Annotated in this window: 22 protein-coding genes; 9 read left to right on the top strand and 13 right to left on the bottom strand. The window is 35.7% G+C overall.

The features are described 5' to 3' along the window. Positions 1-5 precede the first annotated feature (5 nt). Complete coding sequence (locus DF185_RS13730) at positions 6-2,312, bottom strand: tetratricopeptide repeat-containing sensor histidine kinase (protein WP_110361316.1); 2,307 nt, start codon at positions 2,310-2,312, stop codon at positions 6-8. Positions 2,313-2,392: 80 nt separating this feature from the next. Further along, entirely contained in the window at positions 2,393-3,757 is a 1,365-nt protein-coding gene (locus tag DF185_RS13725; RefSeq protein WP_110361315.1) for a UDP-N-acetylmuramate--L-alanine ligase, read from the bottom strand. 113 nt (positions 3,758-3,870) lie between these two features. Here DF185_RS13725 and DF185_RS13720 point away from each other — a divergent pair, with 113 nt between their 5' ends. Then, positions 3,871-4,713, top strand: coding sequence for an MBL fold metallo-hydrolase (locus DF185_RS13720; RefSeq protein WP_110361314.1), 843 nt, complete (start codon positions 3,871-3,873; stop codon positions 4,711-4,713). A gap of 27 nt (positions 4,714-4,740) precedes the next feature. Here the strand turns inward: DF185_RS13720 and DF185_RS13715 are convergent, their stop codons facing one another. The 10 genes from DF185_RS13715 to DF185_RS13670 form a co-directional block, all read right to left on the bottom strand. Then, on the bottom strand, positions 4,741-5,082 hold the full coding sequence (locus DF185_RS13715) for a hypothetical protein (protein WP_133250041.1): 342 nt from the start codon (positions 5,080-5,082) through the stop codon (positions 4,741-4,743). A gap of 32 nt (positions 5,083-5,114) precedes the next feature. Further along, a complete protein-coding gene (locus DF185_RS13710) occupies positions 5,115-5,555 on the bottom strand; it encodes a DUF2752 domain-containing protein (protein WP_110361312.1) in 441 nt (146 codons plus the stop codon). Continuing rightward, on the bottom strand, positions 5,536-6,006 hold the full coding sequence (locus DF185_RS13705) for a DUF2232 domain-containing protein (protein ID WP_110361311.1): 471 nt from the start codon (positions 6,004-6,006) through the stop codon (positions 5,536-5,538). Before DF185_RS13705 ends, DF185_RS13710 begins: the two co-directional genes overlap by 20 nt. Positions 6,007-6,044: 38 nt before the next feature. Then, positions 6,045-6,554, bottom strand: coding sequence for a thioredoxin (locus DF185_RS13700; protein ID WP_110361310.1), 510 nt, complete (start codon positions 6,552-6,554; stop codon positions 6,045-6,047). Between the two features lie 177 nt (positions 6,555-6,731). Then, positions 6,732-8,888: a methylmalonyl-CoA mutase gene (scpA, locus tag DF185_RS13695; protein WP_110361309.1), complete on the bottom strand. Its 2,157-nt coding sequence runs from the start codon at positions 8,886-8,888 to the stop codon at positions 6,732-6,734. A 54-nt stretch (positions 8,889-8,942) separates the two neighbouring features. Continuing rightward, on the bottom strand, positions 8,943-10,808 hold the full coding sequence (locus tag DF185_RS13690) for a methylmalonyl-CoA mutase family protein (RefSeq protein WP_110361308.1): 1,866 nt from the start codon (positions 10,806-10,808) through the stop codon (positions 8,943-8,945). Positions 10,809-10,983: 175 nt separating this feature from the next. Then, on the bottom strand, positions 10,984-12,033 hold the full coding sequence (locus DF185_RS13685) for an endonuclease/exonuclease/phosphatase family protein (RefSeq protein ID WP_133250040.1): 1,050 nt from the start codon (positions 12,031-12,033) through the stop codon (positions 10,984-10,986). Between the two features lie 103 nt (positions 12,034-12,136). Further along, positions 12,137-12,478, bottom strand: coding sequence for an arsenate reductase family protein (locus DF185_RS13680; protein ID WP_110361306.1), 342 nt, complete (start codon positions 12,476-12,478; stop codon positions 12,137-12,139). A gap of 198 nt (positions 12,479-12,676) precedes the next feature. Further along, positions 12,677-13,285, bottom strand: a complete 609-nt coding sequence (locus DF185_RS13675) for an outer membrane beta-barrel protein (protein ID WP_110361305.1) — start codon at positions 13,283-13,285, stop codon at positions 12,677-12,679. A gap of 24 nt (positions 13,286-13,309) precedes the next feature. Beyond that, the gene (locus DF185_RS13670; protein ID WP_110361304.1) at positions 13,310-13,975 is read right to left on the bottom strand and encodes a DUF4136 domain-containing protein; all 666 of its coding nucleotides are present in this window, start codon (positions 13,973-13,975) and stop codon (positions 13,310-13,312) included. 395 nt (positions 13,976-14,370) lie between these two features. Between DF185_RS13670 and DF185_RS13665 the strand changes: the two genes are divergently transcribed. Continuing rightward, entirely contained in the window at positions 14,371-14,577 is a 207-nt protein-coding gene (locus DF185_RS13665; RefSeq protein WP_110361303.1) for a hypothetical protein, read from the top strand. A gap of 89 nt (positions 14,578-14,666) precedes the next feature. On the opposite strand, the gene prfB is transcribed toward DF185_RS13665, so the two are convergent. Continuing rightward, positions 14,667-15,765, bottom strand: a protein-coding gene (gene prfB, locus DF185_RS13660; RefSeq protein WP_110361302.1) for a peptide chain release factor 2 whose coding sequence is annotated in 2 segments (ribosomal slippage) — positions 14,667-15,701 and positions 15,703-15,765 — 1,098 coding nt in all. Because the reading frame shifts where the segments join, the coding sequence is not laid out codon by codon here. A 291-nt stretch (positions 15,766-16,056) separates the two neighbouring features. On the opposite strand from prfB, the gene DF185_RS13655 reads away from it, so the two are divergent. The 7 genes from DF185_RS13655 (at position 16,057) to DF185_RS13625 (ending at position 24,245) form a co-directional block, all read left to right on the top strand. Beyond that, complete coding sequence (locus DF185_RS13655) at positions 16,057-16,860, top strand: hypothetical protein (RefSeq protein WP_110361301.1); 804 nt, start codon at positions 16,057-16,059, stop codon at positions 16,858-16,860. Positions 16,861-17,211: 351 nt separating this feature from the next. Beyond that, positions 17,212-18,081 carry a hypothetical protein gene (locus DF185_RS13650; protein ID WP_133250039.1) on the top strand — a complete coding sequence of 290 codons (870 nt, stop codon included), beginning with the start codon at positions 17,212-17,214 and terminating at the stop codon, positions 18,079-18,081. 23 nt (positions 18,082-18,104) lie between these two features. Further along, entirely contained in the window at positions 18,105-19,406 is a 1,302-nt protein-coding gene (locus DF185_RS13645) for a DUF6175 family protein (RefSeq protein ID WP_110361299.1), read from the top strand. Positions 19,407-19,431: 25 nt separating this feature from the next. After that, positions 19,432-21,546, top strand: coding sequence for a LamG-like jellyroll fold domain-containing protein (locus DF185_RS13640; protein WP_110361298.1), 2,115 nt, complete (start codon positions 19,432-19,434; stop codon positions 21,544-21,546). A gap of 46 nt (positions 21,547-21,592) precedes the next feature. Continuing rightward, positions 21,593-22,162: an LPP20 family lipoprotein gene (locus DF185_RS13635; protein ID WP_110361297.1), complete on the top strand. Its 570-nt coding sequence runs from the start codon at positions 21,593-21,595 to the stop codon at positions 22,160-22,162. A 20-nt stretch (positions 22,163-22,182) separates the two neighbouring features. Further along, positions 22,183-23,151 carry a hypothetical protein gene (locus tag DF185_RS13630; protein ID WP_110361296.1) on the top strand — a complete coding sequence of 323 codons (969 nt, stop codon included), beginning with the start codon at positions 22,183-22,185 and terminating at the stop codon, positions 23,149-23,151. A gap of 14 nt (positions 23,152-23,165) precedes the next feature. Continuing rightward, positions 23,166-24,245, top strand: coding sequence for a M23 family metallopeptidase (locus DF185_RS13625; protein WP_110361295.1), 1,080 nt, complete (start codon positions 23,166-23,168; stop codon positions 24,243-24,245). Positions 24,246-24,300 lie beyond the last annotated feature (55 nt).

Here is a 24,300-nt window from a genome sequence, read left to right as displayed (position 1 = left end):
CTTTTTTATGCATTTGATTTTGGCATAGATTCTAAAATTTTCTCGGATTTAGGAATTGTGATGTAAAAGCTACTTCCTTTTCCTTCTACACTTTCAGCCCAGATTTTACCTCCATTTTTTTCTACATACTCTTTACAAAGCAATAGTCCGATTCCAGCTCCTTTTTCCTGAGCAGTACCAAGCGCAAGGTAATTATTATCTAATCTGAATATCTTATTAAGGTTCGATTTGCTCATACCAACTCCTTCGTCTGATATTTCAATCTCAACAAGATATTTTTTTTCTCGTGCCGAAAGAGTGATTTTCCCTTCGGAATAAGAGAATTTAATGGCGTTTGAAATAAGATTCTTAAAAACTTCTGATATGGCTGCAGAATCAGCATAAACCATAGAAGTGTTGTCCATATTGAAAATGAATTTTAGGTTCTTCTCAATAATTGGGCCCGATAATTTCTGAAGAATTCCATTAATCGATTCTCGAATATTGAAATACTTTGGAGAAAATGTTGTTTTACCTGCTTGTGATGCAGACCACAGTAAAATATTTTCTACCAAATCATTGGTGTGAACAGATAAATCACGAATTCCAATGGCCAAAGATTTTTGATATTCAATATCATTTTCTTCAAAGCTTTCTATCAATTTTGAACTGATATTTTTCAGATCGATGAATGGATCACGTAAATCTGTTGAAATGATATTAAAAATTTTGTCTTTGGTTAAATTTAGATCTCTTAAAATTACATCCGATTCTTTTAATCGTGAATTAATATCTTCCAACTCGTTATTTTTAAGAGTTAAAGTTTCTGTTGTTTCTTTCCTGAGTTGAATGTTTTTATATGTGATATAACCAATAATTGCAGATAAAATAATCAGAACAATAAAAAGGTATATCAGAATGGTTTGCATTCTGTTGTATTCCTTTAAACCTTTAATTTCTTCTTTTTTCTTCGAGATTTCATATTTGGCTTCGAACTCACTAATTCTGTCCTTGTCGTACTGATCTGCTATACTATCATATTGTGTGGAGGAATAGTTTCGGTAATATTCCAATGCTTTTTTGTAATCGCCTTTGTTCGAGAAATACTCAAAGAGATTTTCAGAGGTAGACTTTTGAAGATTTCTGTCTTTTGAATAATTGGCATTTTCATAAGCAGTTTGAAGATACTTTAGGGCGTCATCACTTTTATAGTAATCCATTAAAATTTCGCCGATACTATTCGATGAATAAGCAATTCCTTTGGTATTGCCTAATTTCTCATGCAGGTTGAGAGCAATTTTATGGAACTCCTGACTTTTATCGAAATTGTTATAGCTTCGATACAAGTTTCCAATTAATGAATAAACATTGGCCTGTTCTTTCAAATCGCCTATGTTATCGTAAATTTTAAGCGATTCGTTATAGTGCTTTAATGAAAAATCAAGTTCATTCAAATCCTTGTATACGGTTCCAATGTTTTTTAAGGTAGCAGCAGTAAAACGCTTATTTCCTAATTCACGTCTAATTTTTAATGACCGATTGTAAAAATTAAGCGATTCGTTAAAGTTGTTCAATCGCCAATAAATGCCACCAATATCATTTAAAGTATAGGCAATAAGCGATTCATCTCCCAATTGTTCCCGAAGAGATAAAGCCTTCTTGTAATAATCCAGGGCTTTGTTATACTTGTTTAAATTTTTGTATACATTACCAAGATTATTGAGAGATGAAGCAATATCCGATTTATCGCCAAGTTTTGATCTGATTTCGAGCGATTTTAAATAGAATTCTAAAGCATTGGCATAATCTTTATCAAGCCAATAAACGCTTCCTATGTTATTTAAGGTATAAGCTACTTCTTTCTCCGAACCTTCCTTTTGGCGGATTTCCAAAGATTTATTGAAATATTCAAGAGCTTCTTTATGCTTGTTCAGAATCTTATGAATTTCTCCAATATTATTGTACGAAGCTGATATAGCCAATTGATCGGATATTGTTTTACGAATTTCCAATGCTTGCAAATGACAATCTAAAGCTCTTCTGAAATTGTTCACTCTTCGGTACAGATTACCCAAATCGTACAAAGCGGTCGCATGATTTGTTGGAATACCTGATGATAAAACGACAACTTCTTTTAGGTAATCAATGCTTTTATCAATATTAACATCCAAATAGAGCTTGGATAATTCTTGAAGCAATACAATCCTTTGTTCTCCTTCCGCTTTAGGCAATAATTCCTCAGCCTTCTGTATTTGATTTTGAGCATGCAAATTCACAAAAACAAACGAAAGTAAAACTGAAATTAGAAAGGTTAACCTGTGTAAAGCAGACATGGTTTAATAGCTGTTTAATCTGATTTACATTAAAAATAGTATTATTTTGCTGACAGGCAAAACAATATGTATGTATTGAATCAGGTTTTGTTGACAATTTTTTCTGCTAGTTCGGATAAATTAACTCCAGAAAAATTACCAGAACTCATTAAAAGAAGATTGGTGTTATTGAAGTTTTGCTCAGACAAATCTTTAATAACCAAATCAGAATCAGTGTAAACCGTAACATTGTTTCCGCCAAAAGCTTCTGCAACCTGTTCTTTTGTAATTGGGTCAAGCTTTTTGTGTTCAACGGTTTGGGGATTAAAATATACAATGGCTTTGTCCGCCAAACTCATGGTGTTTTTATAATGAGGCAAAAACTCTTTTTTTAAGCTACTAAAGGTGTGTAATTCCATACAAGCAATCAATTTACGATCGGTAAACTGTTTTTTTACAGCTTCGGTTGTTGCTTTTAATTTGGATGGAGAATGTGCAAAATCTTGAAAAACTGTACATGAATTATTTTCGGCTAGTTTTTGTAAACGTTTGGCAGCTCCCGAGAAATTTTGAATGGAATTGTAAAACTGTTTGTCACTCAAACCGGCTTTCTTACAAATATGAAAAGCTCCCATAAGGTTTTGAAGGTTGTGTTCTCCAAATATTTCCAAAGGAACATTTCCGTTATTTGTTTTAAGAATACTACAGTTATCAATCACTTCAAATGGATGTGAATTATATGGAATGTATTCAATACCTTCTTTTTTGTTTTTAATAATTTTTGCAATGTGCTCATCACCATCAAAGTAGATTAAAGAACCATTTTCTTGAATCATTTGTGTGAAAATTTCAAATTGCTCCACATAGTTCTCGAAAGTTGGAAATACATTAATATGATCCCAGGCAATTCCGGTTAGCAGTGCAATGTCAGGGTGATACAAATGAAATTTTGGTCTGCGATCGATAGGAGAGGAAAGGTATTCATCACCTTCAAAAATAGCAATTTTAGCATCTGTGCTTAATTTAACCATGGTTTCAAATCCTTCAATCTGTGCTCCTACCATGTAATCAAAGTCAATATTATTATCTTTCAAAACATGCATTACCATTGAGGTTGTTGTGGTTTTTCCATGACTACCACCAATCACAATTCTGGTTTTATCTTTGGTTTGTTCGTAAATGTATTCAGGATAAGAATAAATTTTCAATCCAAGTTCTTGTGCTTTTAACAATTCAGGATTGTCTATTCTTGCATGCATACCAAGAATTATCGCATCAATATCAGTTGTAAGTTTTTCTGGAAACCAGCCCCATTCTTTAGGTAAGATTCCATATTTCTCCAATCTTGATTTTGAAGGATCAAAAATTTCATCATCTGAACCTGTAATCTCGAATCCTTTTTTATGAAGTGCGATTGCTAAATTGTGCATGGCGCTACCGCCAATTGCTATAAAGTGAACTTTCATTGATAATCTTTTATAAAATTGTATTTTTGAACCGCAATAAGTAAGAGTGCTTTAACATGATTTAAGCCTCTCTTTTGCGAAAATTAAAGATACTAGAATAAAACAATATTATCATGGAAATATACAATATAGAAACAGGAAATTTTATGTGCGATGGTGGAGCAATGTTTAGTGTTGTTCCTAAAGTAATGTGGAGTAGAAAATATCCTTCGAACGAAGACAATTATTGTAATTGTGCCATGAGAAGCATGCTTGTTGTGGATGGTGATAGAAAGATATTGATTGATAATGGAACAGGAGACAAGCAAAGTGAAGAGTTTTTCAAGCATCAGCACTTAAATGGTGATGCCAATATGTTAGATTCTTTAATGAATGCAGGATTTTCAGCTGATGATATTACAGATGTTGTTTTTACCCATTTGCATTTCGATCATTGCGGAGGAGCCGTAAAATGGAATGCTGATAAAAGTGGTTATGAGTTGGTTTTTAAGCATGCTCAACATTGGGTTAGTAAACAACAATGGGAAAATTATTTAAATCCTAATATTCGCGAAAGTGACGCATTTTTTGATGAAAATATAATGCCGATAAAGGAAGCTGGTAAGTTGAACTTGGTAGAGAATGAAGGTGAATTGTTTCCAAATTTTAAAGTGAAAATTTTTGAAGGTCACACGCCTGGATTGATGATTCCTGTAATTAATTGTAATGGTCAGGAAGTTGTTTTTGCAGGAGATTTTATTCCTACTGCAGCAAATGTTCCGGTAAAATGGTTGGCAAGTTATGATTTAAATCCAACAGCATCGTTGGCTGAAAAACAAGAATTTCTTGCAGAAGCTGTTGAAAAAAATGCCATCTTATTTTTTCAGCATGATATTACTACTGAATGTTGCAGTCTTATAAAAACAGAAAGAGGCGTTAAGGTTGATAAGTGTTTTCCTCTTTCGGATATAAAATAAATTTATGCTATAAAATTAAAGCTTGCATCATGATGCAAGCTTTAATTCTGTATTGTAGTCTTGATAAAGACTTAATGCATTTTCAATATTATCAATTCTTTGAAATACTGTTTTCTTAGGCCCGAAATCAGTATAGTTTGAATCCAAGTAATTCAGATGGTATTCTACCAACCTGATTTGTGTAGAGAGGCTTGAGGTCAAAAACTTCTTTTTCAGATCAATATGATTTATTCCATTTTGATCTAACAATTGCTCTACAATAACACCAGCCTTAGCTATTCTTTTTGATAGGTTATTCTCGTTCTGAACATGTAAGACCATAACACCTGTTAGTAGAGTCAAGCATAAACTAACTAGTAAAAATGACATATCGCAAAAGTTTAATAAATATTAATCTCCATTCAATTTACGATAAAATTTCTGAATAGTTCAAATGTGAAAAAAATCAACGGACTGAAAACCAATAAAAAGCTTATTGTTGTCAATGTGATATCAGCTAAAATATAAGTGTTAGTCCAAGAAATTCCTTTTTTTATCAGGAAAAAAGTGAATATTCTAAAAATCAACTGAAAAGCAAAAAATAAAAAGATTTGGATACTGTAGGGATTAAGTTCTTTTGCTGATTCAATATCACCTTGAGTGAGAGCCGAAAAGCTACGAGAAAGGCCTGAAGAAGGACTATCAGTTCCTGTCAACTGAGAAAATACAGATGGTATTGGATGATTTATTTCGGGATGTGAGTAAACGGCCGAATAAATAAAAATAGCGGCAATTATTGAAGCAAAAATTAGGTTGATGATTTGATAGCTACTTAAGCTATTCTTATTTTTTATTGGTTTCAATTTCTACCTTAATTTTCATTTCAAGGCTATCTACCTCATTGGCAATTGAGTCAATGTTAATTTCTTCAAGTTGCTGTTCCAGTTCTTCTAAAGCTTCTTGTAAATCCTGATTATTAACAGATTCTTCAATTACTTCTTCAATCACCTCTTCAACAAAACCCTCAATTTCATCTTCATTCATGCTTGCAACTCCAACAAAGAAGAACAACCATAATGATGCAACTAAAACTCCTAAAACAGAAACAACTAATGCACTAATGTTTATTCCACGTGCTCCGTTATCTCTATTTGCTTGACTTAATCCTATAATACTGAGAATTATGGCAATAACTCCTGGCATAAATGCTACGAAGCCAATGCAAGGAATAAATCCGATAAAGAGAGTTAAGATGCCAAGAACCAAAGCTATGATTCCTAAGGTTTGTCCTGAGTTAGAGCGTACTTGTTCCATTTTAGATTAGTGATTGTTATTTAGATATTGCTAATATACTAATTTTTAGAAAGGATTTTTAAAAGGTCTTTCTCAAGACTTTTATGAGGAGTTTCAATAATTCTGCCTATTTCCGTATTGTTTCGATAAACGATTGCGGTTGGCACCCTGCTGACATTATTCACTTTTGCATTATAGTCGGGTGACTCTTTCCTAGTATCTAAAGCATTCATGTTAAGTTTTTCGAATGGGAATCGAATTTCATCAAGAATTTTTATAAACCGAGGAACTTCGCGATGCGAATCATGACACCATGATGCTAATATCAAATCAATTCGAATATTTTGAAATGATTGTTTTTTCAGTTTTTTTATAATACCATTTTTAGCTTTATATGTCTTGTATTCCTTTCCATACCAATCTTTACAAATGTCCATTTCAAATGCTTCCAGAGTAACTTTCCCATACAATACATGTTTCTTTAGGCGAGTATCTTCAATGGTTTTATTTTGAGCAGATACAGTCAAATTGAATAGAATAAAAAGGAAAAACAACATGGATTTATTCATGATAGCTGATATTTGGTTAAAAAAAAGACAGGAAGTAAAACTCCCTGTCTTTAAATATAGTGATAATCTTATACCATTCATATAAAAAATATTACTGGTATAATGCTGACATATAAATAACTAGTGTAAATGTGACTTCATTCTTTTACACTGAATTCATTTAATGATCGGTGTTAATTAGTCTTTGTATTGCTCGATCAAGATTTCCAACATTTGGATTGCACATTTAGAAACTTTTGTTCCAGGACCGAATACACCTGCAACACCTGCTTCATAAAGGAAATCGTAGTCCTGAGCTGGAATTACACCACCTGCAGTAACCATGATATCTTCACGTCCTAATTTCTTCAATTCCTCGATAATTGCAGGAACCAAAGTTTTGTGACCAGCAGCCAACGAAGATACACCTACCATGTGTACATCATTTTCTACAGCTTGCTTAGCAGATTCTTCTGGAGTTTGGAATAATGGTCCCATATCCACATCGAATCCCATATCAGCAAAACCAGTAGCAACAACTTTACCACCACGGTCGTGACCATCCTGACCCATTTTAGCGATCATGATACGTGGACGACGTCCAGTTTGCTCTGCAAACTTATCTGCCAATTCTTTTGCTTTTGCAAAGTCAGCATCTTCTTTCGATTCTGATGAATATACTCCTGACACGGTTCTAATTACAGCTTTATATCTACCACAAATTTTCTCACATGCATCTGAAATCTCACCCAATGAAGCACGTAATTGTGCAGCCTTAACAGCAAGATCCAATAAGTTACCTTCACCTCCGTTTGCACATTCGGTGATGGCTTCAAGAGCAGCCTGAACAGCTTTTTCGTCACGGTTAGCACGAAGCTTAGCCAAACGTTCAATCTGTGCAGTACGTACAGCAGTGTTGTCAACTTCCAAGATATCCAATGGATCTTCTTTCTCCAAACGATATTTGTTAGTACCAACGATAGTTTGAGTACCAGCATCGATCTTAGCCTGAGTACGAGCTGCAGCTTCCTCAATACGAAGTTTTGGAATACCAGACTCGATCGCTTTAGCCATACCACCTAGTTTTTCAACCTCTTCGATGTGAGCCCAGGCTTTGTCTACCAACTCCTGCGTCAATGATTCTACGTAGTAAGAACCTGCCCATGGATCAACCGCTTTACAGATAGTTGATTCATCCTGGATATAAATCTGAGTGTTACGTGCAATACGTGCTGAGAAGTCAGTTGGAAGTGCAATTGCTTCATCCAATGCATTGGTGTGAAGAGACTGAGTGTGACCCAATGCAGCAGCCATAGCTTCGATACAAGTACGACCAACATTGTTGAATGGATCCTGCTCAGTTAATGACCAACCTGAAGTCTGTGAGTGAGTACGCAATGCCATAGACTTAGGGTTCTTAGGATTGAATTGTTTTACAATCTTAGCCCAAAGTAAACGACCAGCTCTCATCTTAGCAATTTCCATAAATTGGTTCATACCAATTGCCCAGAAGAATGACAAACGAGGAGCAAATGCGTCAACGTCCATACCGGCAGCAACACCTTTTTTCAAATATTCTAAACCATCAGCAAGAGTATAAGCTAACTCGATATCTGCTGTTGCACCTGCTTCTTGCATGTGGTAACCAGAGATAGAAATAGAGTTAAACTTAGGCATCTTCTGTGAAGTATATTCAAAGATATCAGCAATAATCTTCATTGAGAACTCTGGTGGGTAGATGTAAGTGTTACGCACCATGAACTCTTTCAAGATATCATTCTGAATTGTACCTGAAAGCTCTTCCAATTTAGCTCCTTGCTCTAAACCAGCAACAATGTAGAAAGCCAAAACAGGAAGTACAGCACCGTTCATTGTCATCGATACAGACATCTTGTTCAATGGAATCTGATCGAAAAGGATCTCCATATCCAAGATAGAGTCGATAGCAACACCAGCTTTACCTACATCACCAATTACACGTGGGTGATCTGAATCGTATCCACGGTGAGTAGCCAAGTCGAATGCTACAGAAAGACCTTTCTGACCAGCAGCAAGGTTACGACGGTAGAATGCATTCGATTCTTCAGCAGTAGAGAAACCTGCGTACTGACGAACTGTCCAAGGACGCAAAGGGTACATAGCTGAATAAGGTCCGCGAAGGAATGGAGGTAAACCAGAAACGAAGTTAAGGTGTTCCATACCTTCTAAATCTTCCTTGTTAAAAGCTGTTTTAACAGGAATTTGCTCAGGTGTCATCCAAGATTTTTCGATGCCGTTTTCCTTTTCCCATTCCTGAGAAGATGCAGCAGCTCTTTGAGATGACTTGATATCTATATTTTTAAAATTTGGTTTCATTTGTCTTAATTTTTTGAAGTAAAATTTGAAAATCTACTTTTGCGTTCTCCTCAATTACTTGATTCCAAGATCAGCTTGGTAAGCTTTTAATGTTTCAAGTACGTTCGACTTCACGTTAATAAAGTTTTCAACACCTTTAGCTTTTAATTCTTCAGCACAAGCAGGAGCACCAGCAACAACAACTGTAGCTTTTCCTTTTAATGCTTCATAAACTTCAGGAGCGATAGTTGCGTATTCATCATCAGATGAACAAACAACAACGATTTTCGCGTTCTTTTCAGTTACAAATTTTACTCCTTCTTCAACAGAAGTGAATCCGTTGTGATCTTCCACTTCGAATCCAGCACAAGCAAAGAAGTTACAAGCAAACTGACCACGAGCTTTACGCATGTTCAAGTTTCCAATTGGGAACATCATCACTTTCGGACGACCGTTTTCTTTCGCGTAAACATCAGTTTTGTAACGCATTGCTTCGAAAGCCTGAGCACCACGATATGGCTTCAAAGTTTCGCATTCTGCGTTAGCTTCAGTTTTATCGTAAGCTTCGAATAAAGCAGCATCCAATTCTTTTTCTGCAACTTCACCGAAGTTAGGGAACTGGTTAGTTCCTAAGAAGTTTTCTTTACGAGTTGCAACTGCCATATCTCTCTTCTGAGCAGTAGCCTTGATAGTTTCCTGAATAAAACCAGCTTTGAAAGCAGCTAGGTAACCACCTTTTTCTTGAACTTCAAGGAATAGTTTCCAAGCTTCTTCGCTGATAGATTCAGTAAGAGACTCAATATAGTATGATCCTGCAGCAGGGTCAGCAATTTTTCCAAAGTGTGATTCTTCTTTCAACAATAACTGTTGGTTACGTGCGATACGTTCTGAGAATTCAGTAGTATCTTCGTAAACCGAGTTGAAAGGCTTAACTGTGTATGAATCCAAACCACCAAGAACTGAAGACATAGCCTCAGTTTGAGTACGAAGCATGTTTACGTATGGATCGTAAACGGTCTTGTTCCAATCAGAAGTTTCTCCGTGGATGAACATTTTACACATTTCTTCAGAAGCACCAAATTCTTTCAAGATGTAAGCCCAAAGCATACGACCTGCTCTTAGCTTAGCAATTTCCATGAAATATTTAGAGCTGGTTGCAAAGTTGAAACGGATTTTTGGAGCAATTTCTTCAATTGACAAACCAGCTTCCATTAACTTGCTTATATATTCAGCACCGGCAGCTAAACTGAAACCTAATTCTTCAACGATAGATGATCCTGAGTTGTTGAATAATCTACCGCCAACAGCAACAACTTTAAAGTTTGGAAGTTCTTTCGCAGCTTCAACAGCTTCTTTCAAGTAGTTGTATGAGTTTTCTTCTGAAGTACAGAATTTACCACAAGTACTGTAACCACCTAAAATATCGATAGCAACACCACCTTGAACTTTGTCAAGAGCAATTCCTTTTTCAGTTGCAATTGCCTGTAAGTTTTTAATTAATTCTACAGAACCGTGAGATTTTTCGAAGTTAACTTCAACACAATCCATGTAAACACCTTCTAACAAAGTTGCTAATTCATCTTTGCTAAGGCTTTTCCAATTTAAAACGAAACCTAATGAGTCGATACCCTTGTTAAGAACGTCAAGAGCTTTTGCGTTTGCAGCCTTTACATCTTCAACGATGATATCCTGACGGATGAACCAGTCGTTGTTGTCTTTCTTGTTTCCGCGTACATATGGAAAATCTCCAGGATAAGTGTTCATATACATCTTATCTTCCATGTTTTCCAGTCTGTAGAAAGGCTGAACATTGAATCCTTCATTTGTTCTCCAAACTAACTTTCTATCGAAGTCAGCGCCTTTAAGGTCTTTAGTGATTTTGTCGATCCACTCTTGCGTTGATTGTGGAGCAAACTCACTAAATAGTTTATTATCTGCCATAACTGTAACTGTTTAAAAATTAGGGTCTAAAAATAAGCCCTTTTTATCACTTTGAAAAAGTTAAAAAAATGTTTTGCATCATACTTCTACAACACCTTTTTAATTACGAATGACGAATTAATAATTACGATAACAAGTCATTGTATTATGGTATGTGCTTCTCGTAATTCGTAATTTAGAACTCGTAATTCACGATAATAGGTGCATGATCAGAGATTTGCATCCACTCTTGTAATGTTTCTCCACTTTTATCGATGAACTTGCCGTTTGTAAACAGATAGTCCAGTTTTCGATTCCAGAAGCCATTCTTGTCTGTGGTATGCGTAAAATGATCCTTGTTACTATTTCGATATTCATCCAAAGGAATGGCAGCCTGATAATTTTCATAGAAAGGCATCATCCATTCTGTTTCGGTTGAATAATCATTTGCTTCAAATTCTCCATCGGTACAGGCCGAATCATCAAACTGGCTTGTCTGATTGGAGTAGGGAGGTAGTGAATTAAAATCACCACCTAAAATCAGTTGATCCCCTTTAAGGGATATTGCATCAGCGTAAGCCTTAATAATATCCAATTGTTTTTTCTTAGTATCGTCTTTTGCAAAGGCTGAGGCATGAGTATTTAGGATATGAAGTTTTTTACCTTCATGCTCCATTTGAACATCCAGAATATTTCTTTTTAAATAAAAATACCTAACAATGAAATTCTGCGATTTAATTAAAGGCAGGGCAATTCTTTTTGCATCAGTAAATTTCCATTTCGATAGAATTGCATTGCCAGAATCCATTTTGCCAATACCATCACTGGGAATTTTAGAGGCTTTCCATTGTGATGCATAGGCTGCATAATTGAAATCAGTATTATCAAGTAGATATTGAACCTGATCAACATAGGCACTTCGTTTGGCATTAACATCGGCCTCTTGTATTAATAATATATCAGGATTTATTTCACGGATTTTTTCAGACAAAGCCTTCATGTGATTTATCACTTCCGATTTTTCCATAATGACGCGATCACCATGACAATCGAAAAAGAAATCGATTCCACCTCCTCCAAATTTAATGTTCCAGGTCATTACTTTAAGGGTGTCCGGAAAGTTATATTCTTTGGTTTCTTTGCTTTGATATATAGAAACTTCAGGTCCGATCTTGGTATTAAAAGGATCGCAAGCTGCTGAAATTACCGATAGCAAGATGAGGTAATATTTTCTGAATATCTTCATTTTTCTCAATTGATTTGATAGCTGAAAACTGGCAATAAAATTACTGTTGAATTCTGTTGCACAACTCAATTAGGTAATTATGAAAGATTTAAAATTTAAGAGATTATAAAATCTCGTCAGCGTTTTCGACAGGATCGGCAAATACAGCTTTACAATCCTTAACGATTATAGGACGTTGGATTAGTTTAGGATATTCAATCAATATTTTGATCCATTCCTCACGATTAAAGTTTTTACCTTTAAAATCACTTTTATAGATTTTTTCCTGAGTTCGAATGATTTCCTGGGGCTCTTTGTGCATTCTCATCAGTACGTCAGCAAGTTCTGCTTCGGTAAATTCTTCTTTTAAATACAATCTGATTTCAGGTTCCAAACCTTTCTCCTGAAGGTATTTTAATCCAGCACGGCTTTTGGCACATCTTGGATTGTGATAGATCTTTAACATTGTGTTGTTGTGTATCTTTGGTTTTGTGAATACAAATATACGGCTTTGTAAGAAATGGGGAAGAAATTCGCTTGTCTTTTTGTTTATAGAAATGTACGATTATTACAAAGTGATAGCATTTTAAGTGTTGCATAAAAAATAAGGATGTAGCATTGCTACATCCTTACTATGTTGATATTAAAAATACGTACTACACTATTAAAACCCAATTTTTACTCCCAAGGTGCCCGAAAGTAGTTTATGATCGTTGATATCTTTTCTTCCAAAGATATTGCTGTAAGCAAAATCAGAATAGAACCAAAGCTTTTTATCAAGGCGAATCATAAAACCCAATTGAGGTGTTACACCAAAGGCCCATCCTGTATCTTCAAATGATACCGATCCTACTTCAAGTCTTTCTTTGATGTAGAAGGCTCCAGCTCCAACTCCTATGTATGGAACAAAAGAAGCTTCGGGATTGCTGATTCCAAAATAATACTTTCCAGCAAGAGTAAATGGAGCAGCATCGAAATACTTATAACCAGAACCTGTATAACTTGAATTATCCGATTTATAGGTAATCTTGCCAGATTCTTCATAAAAATGTTGGAAACTAAGATCGAGTCCAAGAGTGAAATCTTTTCCAACAAAACGTTCTACTCCAAAATGGAATCCTTCCAGGCTGAATTCATCGGCATAGTCTTTGGTATCGCTTAGGGGCATACCCATTTTCCAACCGAATGAAACAAATCCTTTGTTTTGTGCATTAATATATGATGTACTTGCCATTGCAAGCATGGCGACTGATAATATTATTAATTTCTTCATCTTTTTTACAATTTGATTCCGTAATTACTCTTGTGATAAATAAGGTGATTGTTCAAACATTTGATCAATTCCATCAAGCATTCTATCGCTTAAGCCTATGGATGCAATGCCATTGAAAATTCCATTCCAAACAACTGGTATTTGTTTATCTTGCTCTATGGATACAGGCTGCATCATATCAACTACCAAGGTGCCTGTTGTATAGGAGTACACACCCCAGTAAGGAGGATATTGAGGATACCAACCAGGACCAATGTCAGGTAATCCCCAGAATGGCCAATCGAACCAGTACCAATAGTCATACCAAGGGTAGGGGTAAACTGCATGCACATCGTTTTCAATTAAAGTTGCAGTAACGATTACATCAGGATCAACAGAATCATCACCTTCGGCCAAACGTGTGTAGCCAAGTCTTTCAAAATTGTCGGCCAATTGTTTTAATACTGCAGCATCAAACTCGGCTCTTTTTTCAGAATCTATGCTAACTTCAGGAACATACACTACTGTGTCGGGCATAACATAGGTTTTCACCGTTGAAAAATCGAAACTATCATCATATCTGGTAATAATGGTGTCCAGGTCATCTATGTATTTTGCTCCTTCTTCCTCGCAGGATGTTAAGGTTCCCATTCCGAATATAATGGCTATAATCAGAAGCAGTCTTGTTTTGGTTTTTAATAAATCAATCATTTTCTAACTTTTTAGTTCAAATCAATATTCATGAATCCGGATTCGGCCCTGCAAATCCAATTCTTGTGCCAAAGCGGTGTAAAGAAATGTTAATGGCTGTGTTAAAACTTGTTAAGAGGAAGTGGATGGGCAGTAAATACTAGGAAAGAGAGAGGTTTTGAGATTTAAGGTTTGTTCTTGTAAAGATTTTGGAGGAGAGATTCTGACTTATAGAAAAAGAACTTGACAGCTAAAAATCAACTTTAAACTAGAACTACTAAGGAGCATAAACGAAGGAACTTGAAATTAATCGGATACCCCATAGTAACTATATCTGTTGTAAATCGTTCGTTTTGAAGAGAAGACTATTTTAGTGAGAAAAAATTGTTAGGTTTGAGGAAATTAAAGTGGGAAAAATGAGAATCTTTATTAAAAAATATAAATTCGAAATTATTGGGGGAATAATTGGCCTCTTAGGAGGTTACCTTTATTGGAGATACGTTGGTTGTGTATCGGGAACTTGTCCGATAAAAGCCAATTGGTATACCATGGCTCCTTATGGGATGTTGTTTGGGATTCTTTTGGGAGGACTAATAAAGCCAAAGGAGAAAAAATCTGAGTAGTAAAGGTCTGATATGAACGATCGGCACAAATAAAAAACCACAGATCTAAATCAATCTGTGGTCATCTATATCATCAGCGCGATCTGCGTCTAATTCTTTTCTTCTCCACCAAATTCCATTAGGAAGGACTTGATGAATCCATCTAAATCGCCATCCATTACTCCTTGAACGTTGGACGATTCATGTCCGGTTCTAACATCCTTTACCAATTTGTAAGGTTGCATTACATAGGAACGAATTTGTGATCCCCACTCGATTTTCATTTTGGAACCTTCAATTTTATCAATCTCTTCCTGACGTTTGCGTAACTCCAATTCGTACAATTGAGATTTTAACAAACGAAGTGCATTTTCGCGGTTTCCAAGCTGAGATCTACTTTCGGTATTCTCAATGATAATTCCGGTAGGAGCATGTCGCAATCGAACACCAGTTTCAACTTTGTTTACATTCTGTCCACCAGCACCACCAGATCGGAAAGTATCCCAGGTAATATCCGCAGGATTAATTTCAATCTCAATACTATCATCAATTGCAGGATATACATATACCGAAGCAAAAGAAGTCATGCGTTTGTTGGCAGCATTAAAAGGAGATAGGCGAACCAAACGGTGTACACCATTTTCCGATTTCAGGTATCCGTAGGCAAAATCACCTTCAAATTCTAAAGTTGCCGATTTAATTCCTGCCTCGTCGCCTTCCTGGTATTCCAGTTGTTTCACCTTGTAACCATGCGATTCTCCGTAACGAAGATACATTCGGTGCAACATATTTGCCCAGTCGCAACTTTCGGTTCCACCAGCACCGGCATTAATTTTAAGAATTGCTCCCAGTTTATCTTCTTCCTTACGAAGCATATTTTTCAATTCCAATGCTTCAATAAGTTCCTGTGTTGAGGCAAACTGTTCATCAACCTCTTCTGGAGAAGCTTCTCCTTCTTTCGCAAAATCGAAAAGAACGGCCAAATCATCATATGATTCTTTAACTTCATCGTAGGATTCTACCCATGATTTAAGGCCACGAACCTTTTTCATTTGAACTTCTGCTTCCTTCGGGTTATCCCAAAATCCAGGAGCCTGAGTTCTCATTTCTTCTTCTTGTATCTGAATTAGTTTGGCATCAATGTCAAAGATACCTCCTTAACGCTTCCGTGCGTTCCGCTAAACTCTTTAGCTGGTCTGTTGTAATCATTCTTATACTTTAAATAATTGGAATGTAAAGGTAATTAAAAGTACAAAAGTAAGAGAAGAAAACTTATCGGACTGTAGTTTAAGGTAGAAAATAGTTATGTCTTAATAGTATAATTAGATATTGGATAATTAACCTATCAACTTGGAGAGTTAAATCTTTATTCATGCGTTCAATAACTTTTCATTCTGTTATTTTAGAATTGGTATTATAACAGAATTCGAAATGAGACTTAGTCACTACAGTTTTATATTATTATTGGTACTTCTTATACAGAATGCAAATTTATATGCGATGGATAAGAAAACTGTTTTTGTAGAAGAGTTCACAAAAAATTCTTTTGTGCCAGACAGTATGATGATAAGGATGCGAATGATGATTGAAGAAGAGTTATTAGAACTGGGGCAGTTTAAATTATTGAATATTCATTCGGAAAAGTTGGCAGGGAAAATTAAACCTTATGAAGTTGAAGGAATAAAAGTTTGGAAGAGAAGAGATTTAATATCAGAGAATCTAAAACCTCAATCGGATGGAATTAATCAGGATCTTTTAAAAGTACTGAAGGAGAATCAGGTTGATTATTTATTTCAATTTCATATTAATGCAGATACAGTAAATGATGACTTATGCATTTTACAGGAGATCATGTTGAGGGTAATTGATATTTCAGATCAGACCACGAAGTCATTTGATTCAATTCGGTTTTTTTCAAAATCAAAGGATGTTTTTGATAATGGATTTATATTAAGGTTAAATAGAAGAGATAGATTAAGGATAGAACTTAGCTCAATTTTTCCTGTTTGTGGTGAAATTTATGCATTGAAGAAAAAGAGAAAAGCTCTTTTTTTAATGGAATTGTCCAATGCAAAAAAAGTAAGGTATAGAGATCTCTTTACCATTTATGAAACTAGAACATATAGAGGTAAAAAAAGATATGTGAATTTGGGAAAGTGTAGGGTATTAGAATTGAGAGAAAATAATAATGCGCTTGTCAAGTTGTATAAAAATCATGACTATATCGCTGAAAAAATACAATGCAATATTAGATTGAAAACAGAAAAATTTCATGTGATAAGGGATATTTTTTTTGGTATGTAAATTTTACCATTTTCCTTAAAACTGAAGATCTGTCTATGTTTATAACCTCAGACTATTTTTCTCAACCTGTATAGTAAGTCAATAATTTAGATTACCTGATTTTATCATTAGATAATTTGATATTACAATTCGATAGTAGGAATTATATCCGTCAAAACTTTAAATACTTAGAGTGTTTATTTCTTTTCGATTTATTAAAAGCCTTGTTTAATAATTAAACAAATCGATTCGGTAGATAGGTGTTTTTATCTTGCTGGTAATCATTTTTCTTTCTGTTATTTTATGATTCGTTGGTGTATCGAATTAAAACACCACTACTAATGCTAATTATAAACTTAAAAAGAAAGTAAAATGAAAAAACTATCTGTACTCTTAACTCTAATGATGATGGTGAGCATCTTATTTGCTCAGGAAAAAAAAGAAGTGGTATTGGTTGGGGATATCAAATGTAGCTTTGAAAATTCAGATCAAATTTCTAAGAATGTTCATGATGTAATTGTGCAATCTTTTGTTGAGAAAAAATTACAAGAAGTGATTGATATCAATACTTTACCTGCTATAGGTCAAGAAATTTATCGTCAAACTGGAGAAGGTGCTATGAATGAAGAGAATTTATTACGACTGAAAGAAGCAGGCGTAAAGGGAGCTGATTGGGTAGTTACCGGGACTTTATCAAATTTTGATGCAACGGCATCGAAAGATGAGAAAGGAAAACTTTTAGGTTATGATGGAGTAGTAAATTTCGTTTTTAAGGTAACTAGTTTACGAGATGGTACAGTTAAAGGAACTAAAAGTGTTGCAGGTAAAACTTTTATATGTGTAGATACTAAGGATGCCGCAATTATGAAATCAATACAAAATACTAAGAAAAAGGTGCTAAAAGAAATCGTTGCAATTTTCCCACCTACTGGCTTTATTGTAGAAATACCAACAGTTAAGAAAAAAGAGGCAAGAACTATTGTACTTGAAATTGGTGCTGCAAAAGGTGTGACTAAAGGAGATGTATTTAAAGTATGTGAAAAGATAAATTATAGAGGAAAAGTAAGAATTAAAGAGATTGGAAAAGTTAGAGTAACAGAGGTACAAGGGGATGATTTTTGTGTTTGTAAAGTAACTAAAGGGGGAGACATTATTCTTAAAGATTTTAATGAAGAAAAAGAAATCTATGCAGAGCAACTTCCTAGAATGAAATTAGGTGATATTGCAGGAGACTTGCTATAGAAATTTTACAATATAAATAACATATGATCAAGTTAAAGAAAGTTAGTGTGCTTATAGTTGTATTGCTAATATCAGTAATTTCGAAAGCACAGTATTATGAGTCCTATCCTACTTGTAATGTTGTACTCAATGAGCAGAATGATAAAACCATTAATATCAATGCTTCTTATTTGACCTCAAAGAAAAAGTTTATAGAGGGAGTAATAAAAAGGGCTGCTTTTAATACTTTGTTTAAAGTTGGAATTCCTGGTTTTAATGAGGGAAAACCTTTGGTTGAAAATAACTCACTTAAGGAAAAAGAGGAATTTTTTATCAATTTTCTTTCAAAAAATCGGAATGAGATTTTTATTAAATCCAGTAGAATGCTTGGAGAACCAATAAAGGTTGGAAAGCAGTATAAGGGCACAATGCAAATTGTTATTTATATCAATACATTAAAGAAAGATTTATTAAATAATAACATTAGGTTGATCACTGCAGAAAAGGAAATGCAAATGGATTTAGCAACTATAGCTGAGGAAATCCAAATGCCAACCATAATGGTAATTCCTTACAAGAAAGCAGGAGAATCCTTCAAAGACATACTACAGAATGATTTTGATAAGAGGATTGCTGCTGCTACAGTTCAGGAAGGTTTTAACCAAAGAGGTGTAACTACCATCGATTTTGAGGCAAAAATGAATGCAGCCATTCGTTCGGCAAATTTTGAAATGAATGATGCTCAAACTGTAGACAAGCAGCTGATCCGAAATTCAGGGTCGGATATCTATGTTTCAGTTGATATCAAAAAGGATTTTGCAGCCAATGGAAACAGAGTTGCATTAATTTTAAAGGCCTACGAAACGGCATCAGGAAATATCATTGCCAGTAAACAGGCATGGTCGCCGCGTTTTCGAACTTCGGCTATAGATAAGCTAGCTTCTCTGTCAATCAAAATCATGTTGGATGATTTTTTGGCCCAGGTAAATACAAATTTCCAGAAGAAGGCCAGTAGTGGAAACACCATTGTGTTGAATGTTTCAATTGCCAGCGATTCCATGACAGATATGGATACTGAACTTGGAAACGATATGATTCCATTGTCAGATCTATTGCGTCTTTGGGTGAAAAAGAATGCCTATAAGGGTAAATATCACGTTCAGGGATCTGTTGCAGAAGCGGTGATATTCGATCAGATTCAGGTGCCACCTAAAGATGAAAATGGAAATCCGTTTAGTGTAAGTGATTTCGCTTTTAATCTATGGGATTATTTAAGAAGTGATGTGGGCATTGTCGTTAAGAAACGAGTGGATGGCAATACGGTTTATATCACCATTCAGGAATAGTTGATTTCAAACAAATAGAATAACAATGAATTTTCTTGTTTTAAATAAGAAAGGTACTAGCCGGAGTTCTTTATGGACTCTGGCCCTGTGCCTTTTACTTTTAATTCCAATTCAATTGATTGGACAGAATAGGCCTTCTTGGGTAAGCAGTAGACCAATTAATACCATGTACTATACAGGTATTGGATATGCGGAAAAATCGCAGGAAGACTATATGAAAATTGCCAAGCGTAAAGCACTTAGTGATTTGGTTTCCGAGATAGAAGTAAAGGTTGCCAGCAATTCTTTGCTAAATACTTTGGAAGACAATGGGCAGGTATCAACTTCTTTCAAGGAAGATATCAAAGTGGAGGCTCAACGCACCATTGAAGATTATCAATTGGTTGAAACCTGGGAGAATGATACCGAATATTGGGTGTACTATCAGTTGAATAAATACGATTACAAAGAAAAGGAACGTCTTCGAATTGAAAGAATTCAACAAAAGGCTCACGATAATTTACAGAAAGCTAAAAGACATAAGATTTCCGGGAATATATCAGGAGCCATTTTTAATTACGTTGAAGGTTTAAAACTAATACAGAATGACCTTAACAAAAACTTGGCATACCAGGTGAATGGAGAAACCATATACCTGGGAAATGAATTGTATCAAGGTTTACTTGGTGCGTTCGAAGATGTTGAGTTATCTGCAATACCGAATTCTGTTAAAGCGCAAAACTTTCAGGCAGTTAAAGAACCAATCAGTTTAATTGCAAAACAAGGAGCATATTCCATTGCAAATTTGCCATTAAAATCAGAGTTTACTTCGGGTTCTGGTGAATTGAATGCAAACCTTATAACCAATGAGCATGGTAGTGCAAAATTGCAAATTTTAAATGTGACCAGTAAGCAAAGCAGACAGATGGTTCGCATAAAACCTGATATGGAAAAACTTTGTGCTGCCAATGATAAAGTGGTTCGAAACTTAATTCGCACCATAAAATCTATTCCAGAGGCACAGGTGACCATTAATTTGGAAGCACAAACGCTTAAAGCTTTTCTAAGACAAGGGCAATATGGCAATTCAGCTTTAATCAAATCTGTAAAGAGGATTTTGAGTAATAACTACTTCAACTTTGTTCCCAATGAAGCCTCAGCAGATGTTATTGTGGATTTAAGTGAAGAGTTTCGAAAAGGTGGAACTGTTCCTGGTGAGATGTACAATATGAAGGAGTATTTCACATCGGTAAGTTTGCAGATTGTGAAAAGAAATACCCAGGAAACTGTTTTTCAGTATTCGGTAAATGACCAGAGATCTTTAGCTCCGGAAAGCACTTCTGAATCAACAGCACGCATGTCGGCGAGTCGCAATGTTTTAAAGAAAATGCAGCGCAAGCTCATTCAGGAGTTGAAAAAATTACAAATGACCATTGATCATTCTGCTGCTGCTCCTTCTGTTCAGCCAAGAGTTCAAACCGAGAGGGTTCAGCAAAGCAATACAACGCAAACTCATGAGTTATTGGTTCCTTCAGGCTTATTGGCCTACTATACTTTCGACGATGGAACTGGAAAAAATAGTATGGGTTTGAGCAACTACAATGCCTTGGTACAGGGAGATCATGCCCCAATGGTGATCAATAGTACTTTAAGTGGGGCAGGTAAATCGGCACAATTTAATGGCGATTCTTATTTGGCAATCCCACAGCATCCAATCGAAAACTGGAGTGCTTACACCATTAGTGCTTGGGTAAAAACAAGTTCGGGAGGAGCCATTCTAGGACGAAAAGCTGCTGGTTGCACCATTTTAGGAACTACCCTTCAAAATCAGTTGTTCTACCAGAAAAGATATTCCGATGGAGGATACCTAACATTTGATTTTGATGCCAACCGATTGTTGCTGGACAACCAATGGCACATGATCACCTTAACCGTTGAGGTTTTGGAATACGAATCACGTTCAAAGTTGTTTGTAGATGGCCAAATGGTCTTGGTAGAGAATACAAAGATGCGAGGCGATATTAAGAGTGGTGAAGGAGGATTTATTGGCTACGACCCAGGTGCAAAAAGGTATTTCACAGGGGAGATTGACAACCTGAGAATTTACAATCGCCAATTACGCGAGAATGAAATTCGCCAACTCTATTTCAAGCATCAATAAGAATAGAAATAACACAATACAATAAAAACTTAAAAATTAACAAGAAATGAAAACACGTTTAGGAAAATTATTTGCAGTAGCAATGATGGGTGCAATGTTCGCATGTTCGGCACCACAGCAGGTAGCACAGGTTCAACAACCAGATGAAGTAGATTTTGACGTTCCTTGTTCTGGACCAGAATACTTTACCAATGGAGAATATTTTAGAGCATCGGCTGATGGTTTAAGTCCAAATATGAGTATTGCAAAGAAAATAGCTTATGCAGATGCTCGTGCCGGTTTGGCATCGGAAATTCAGGCAAAAGTAAATGTTGTGACAGACAACTACTCTTCACAGCATGATTTTAATGGAAATCAGGAAGCAAAACAGCGTTTCCAGGATCTTTCGAGAAGTATTGTAAGCCAAACGCTTAATGGAACTCGTGTAATTTGCGAGAAAATGAAGAAAACCAAAGATGGTAAATTTCACTGTTATGTTGCAATGGAACTTGCAGGCGAAGAAATCATTAAAAATATGGCAGACAGAATTAGCCAGGATGATAAGCTAAAAATCGATTTTGAATACGAAAAATTCAAGAAAGATTTTAAAGAGGAAATGGCGAAAATAGGATCTTAATCAATAGTTTTTTCAAAACAATGAATATCAAATCACTTTTGATATTATTCGTAGTTTTCTTAGTTAATCTACAACTAAAAGGGCAGGTTCGGGATTCCTGTTCTTTGGTTGTGGATTCTCTGGAAACTAAATTTTCACAAGATTCTGAGGATGGAAAATTTCCAGCATGGATTCAGCTGGCAACCTCCGATGAGTTTTGCATAGGAATTTCGGATCCTTATATGGATTCGGATATGGCATTGGAACAGGCGAAATTGAGAGCCGTTGCCATTGCCTGTTTAAAAAAGAATCTTGCCTACCGATCGATTGTAGACAACTATACCTCCGATAAAAAGGAAAGGTATGCCAGCTCAAAATTTGTGAGCTTAACCAATGTTTTGTCGGCTGCACAAGTCGATTTAAAAGCTTTGCTAATAGAAAAGAGTTTCACTTCAAGTTTCGATGAGGTATTTGTTTTGGTGAATTCAGCCAACATCAGGCAATTATCAAATGAATGCGACAGTACAAATACCATTCGAATTTCGGCAGATCTACTACAAAGTGAAATCAAAGGCTCCCGAGAGGAGAGCTATAGTTTTATCAAACTTTACATCAATACACCCAAGCAGTATCCCATTAAGGAGTTGAAATACTACTCCTATAACACCCAATCGGGAAAGGATATTGTTTCAAAAATTAACCAGTTCGAAATCAAATTCCCTTCTGGGATATTCAGGTATCAACCATTTCAAAAGTCTGATACAACAGCTTACCAAAATGGAATGCTGGATGCATCGTTGCACTATTCGTTTTGGAATGCCTACCTCGATGTGGTTCTGAATAACCTACTGCTGATGACAAAGGAGGGTGGAAAAATAAAGTCGGTGGGAGATCAGTACAATACCATGTTTAAGAATTTATTTCGGGTTATCGATTATCAAAAAATGAAATTTAGCATTACAGATATAAAGGTGGAAGGCAACCGATTATATATGAAAACCGATTTTTAACCAACAATACGATTATGAGGAAGTATGCACTATTATTGGGTTTTTTGTCAGCTATTTTGCTTGTAAATATCGGACAAGTTAGAGCACAAGAATTAGATTCGTTCGAAGCCTATAAGAAAGCTGAGAAAGCTCGATTTCAAAAATACAAGGAAGAATACAAGCGACAGTTTGAAGCTTTTAAAAAGAATGAACTCGATTGGAACAAGGAGATTTTGGGAATTGAAGTTGAAACACCTGTGTCGGAAAAGGTGGAGGCAAAAGACAAGGATTTGATTGCCAAGCCGCCAGTTCCCAACTATGTAAATCTGACGGCAAGTTTAGATGACGAGATCAAACAAATTAAGCGCAAGGTAGAGAAAATCAAGATTGAGGAAGTTCCTGCTGAAGCAATGAAGTCTGCCGAAGTGCAAGCAGAGGCTAAGCAGGAAACAAAGGCACAAACAGTAGTGGAGCCGCCAAAAGCCATGAGCAATCCTATACTTGCAGCCAAGAAAAGTGCCAACTCGAATCAGATGACAAACCCGGTTTCAAATCAAACAGCTACAAAGGCAATCGTTAATAATACACCAAGTCAGAAAATGGCTGATCCTGATGTGAAGGCCAAGGGAAACGAGATGGTAAACAGCAAAACAAGTGCAACTGCCCCCAAGGCTGTAGCACTAGAGAACCATAAGGCTAGTTTAATCGAAGTTGAAAAGCGAAGTATTCCTTCTACAAAACCGATCTACGACAAGTACCGCTTGAGTTCGAAATTTGGCAATCGCTTTCATCCAACTTTGTACCGTTGGCGATTCCATGGAGGAGTTGATATGGCTTGTCCGAAAGGCACCAAAATTCATGTTCCTGCCGATGGTGTAATCGTAAAATCGGGATGGAACGGTGGATATGGCAACTACATTAAGGTGAAGCATGGTAATGGCTACGAGACCATTTATGGGCACTTGTCGAAAGTGAGTGTGAAAAAGGGCCAGAAGGTGAAAAAAGGAGATGTAATTGGCAAAGTGGGAAGTACTGGTCGTTCAACCGGACCTCATTTGCATTACGAAATCATCAAAAACAAAAAACGTGTGAATCCTGAGCGATTCTTCGGATAGAAAAAGCAATTATGATCCCGATAGCTATCGGGAATAAATGATGAGTTATGAATGT

This window comes from Marinifilum breve, from assembly GCF_003202155.1.
Taxonomy (GTDB): domain Bacteria; phylum Bacteroidota; class Bacteroidia; order Bacteroidales; family Marinifilaceae; genus Marinifilum; species Marinifilum breve.
Note: the sequence above shows the minus strand (reverse complement) of the source record. Positions and strands in the feature narration are given on the sequence as shown.

Bases quoted from the DNA above. Each gene is read 5' to 3' on its own strand.
- DF185_RS13690 (WP_110361308.1), bottom strand. From the start codon at position 10,808: ATGGCAGATAATAAACTATTTAGTGAGTTTGCTCCACAATCAACGCAA.
- DF185_RS13705 (WP_110361311.1), bottom strand. From the start codon at position 6,006: ATGGAACAAGTACGCTCTAACTCAGGACAAACCTTAGGAATCATAGCT.
- DF185_RS13680 (WP_110361306.1), bottom strand. From the start codon at position 12,478: ATGTTAAAGATCTATCACAATCCAAGATGTGCCAAAAGCCGTGCTGGA.
- DF185_RS13730 (WP_110361316.1), bottom strand. From the start codon at position 2,312: ATGTCTGCTTTACACAGGTTAACCTTTCTAATTTCAGTTTTACTTTCG.
- DF185_RS13670 (WP_110361304.1), bottom strand. From the start codon at position 13,975: ATGATTGATTTATTAAAAACCAAAACAAGACTGCTTCTGATTATAGCC.
- DF185_RS13635 (WP_110361297.1), top strand. From the start codon at position 21,593: ATGAAAACACGTTTAGGAAAATTATTTGCAGTAGCAATGATGGGTGCA.
- DF185_RS13625 (WP_110361295.1), top strand. From the start codon at position 23,166: ATGAGGAAGTATGCACTATTATTGGGTTTTTTGTCAGCTATTTTGCTT.
- DF185_RS13675 (WP_110361305.1), bottom strand. From the start codon at position 13,285: ATGAAGAAATTAATAATATTATCAGTCGCCATGCTTGCAATGGCAAGT.
- DF185_RS13720 (WP_110361314.1), top strand. From the start codon at position 3,871: ATGGAAATATACAATATAGAAACAGGAAATTTTATGTGCGATGGTGGA.
- DF185_RS13640 (WP_110361298.1), top strand. From the start codon at position 19,432: ATGAATTTTCTTGTTTTAAATAAGAAAGGTACTAGCCGGAGTTCTTTA.
- scpA (WP_110361309.1), bottom strand. From the start codon at position 8,888: ATGAAACCAAATTTTAAAAATATAGATATCAAGTCATCTCAAAGAGCT.
- DF185_RS13630 (WP_110361296.1), top strand. From the start codon at position 22,183: ATGAATATCAAATCACTTTTGATATTATTCGTAGTTTTCTTAGTTAAT.
- DF185_RS13645 (WP_110361299.1), top strand. From the start codon at position 18,105: ATGATCAAGTTAAAGAAAGTTAGTGTGCTTATAGTTGTATTGCTAATA.
- DF185_RS13725 (WP_110361315.1), bottom strand. From the start codon at position 3,757: ATGAAAGTTCACTTTATAGCAATTGGCGGTAGCGCCATGCACAATTTA.
- DF185_RS13650 (WP_133250039.1), top strand. From the start codon at position 17,212: ATGAAAAAACTATCTGTACTCTTAACTCTAATGATGATGGTGAGCATC.
- DF185_RS13700 (WP_110361310.1), bottom strand. From the start codon at position 6,554: ATGAATAAATCCATGTTGTTTTTCCTTTTTATTCTATTCAATTTGACT.
- DF185_RS13685 (WP_133250040.1), bottom strand. From the start codon at position 12,033: ATGAAGATATTCAGAAAATATTACCTCATCTTGCTATCGGTAATTTCA.
- DF185_RS13715 (WP_133250041.1), bottom strand. From the start codon at position 5,082: ATGTCATTTTTACTAGTTAGTTTATGCTTGACTCTACTAACAGGTGTT.
- DF185_RS13655 (WP_110361301.1), top strand. From the start codon at position 16,057: ATGGATAAGAAAACTGTTTTTGTAGAAGAGTTCACAAAAAATTCTTTT.
- DF185_RS13665 (WP_110361303.1), top strand. From the start codon at position 14,371: ATGAGAATCTTTATTAAAAAATATAAATTCGAAATTATTGGGGGAATA.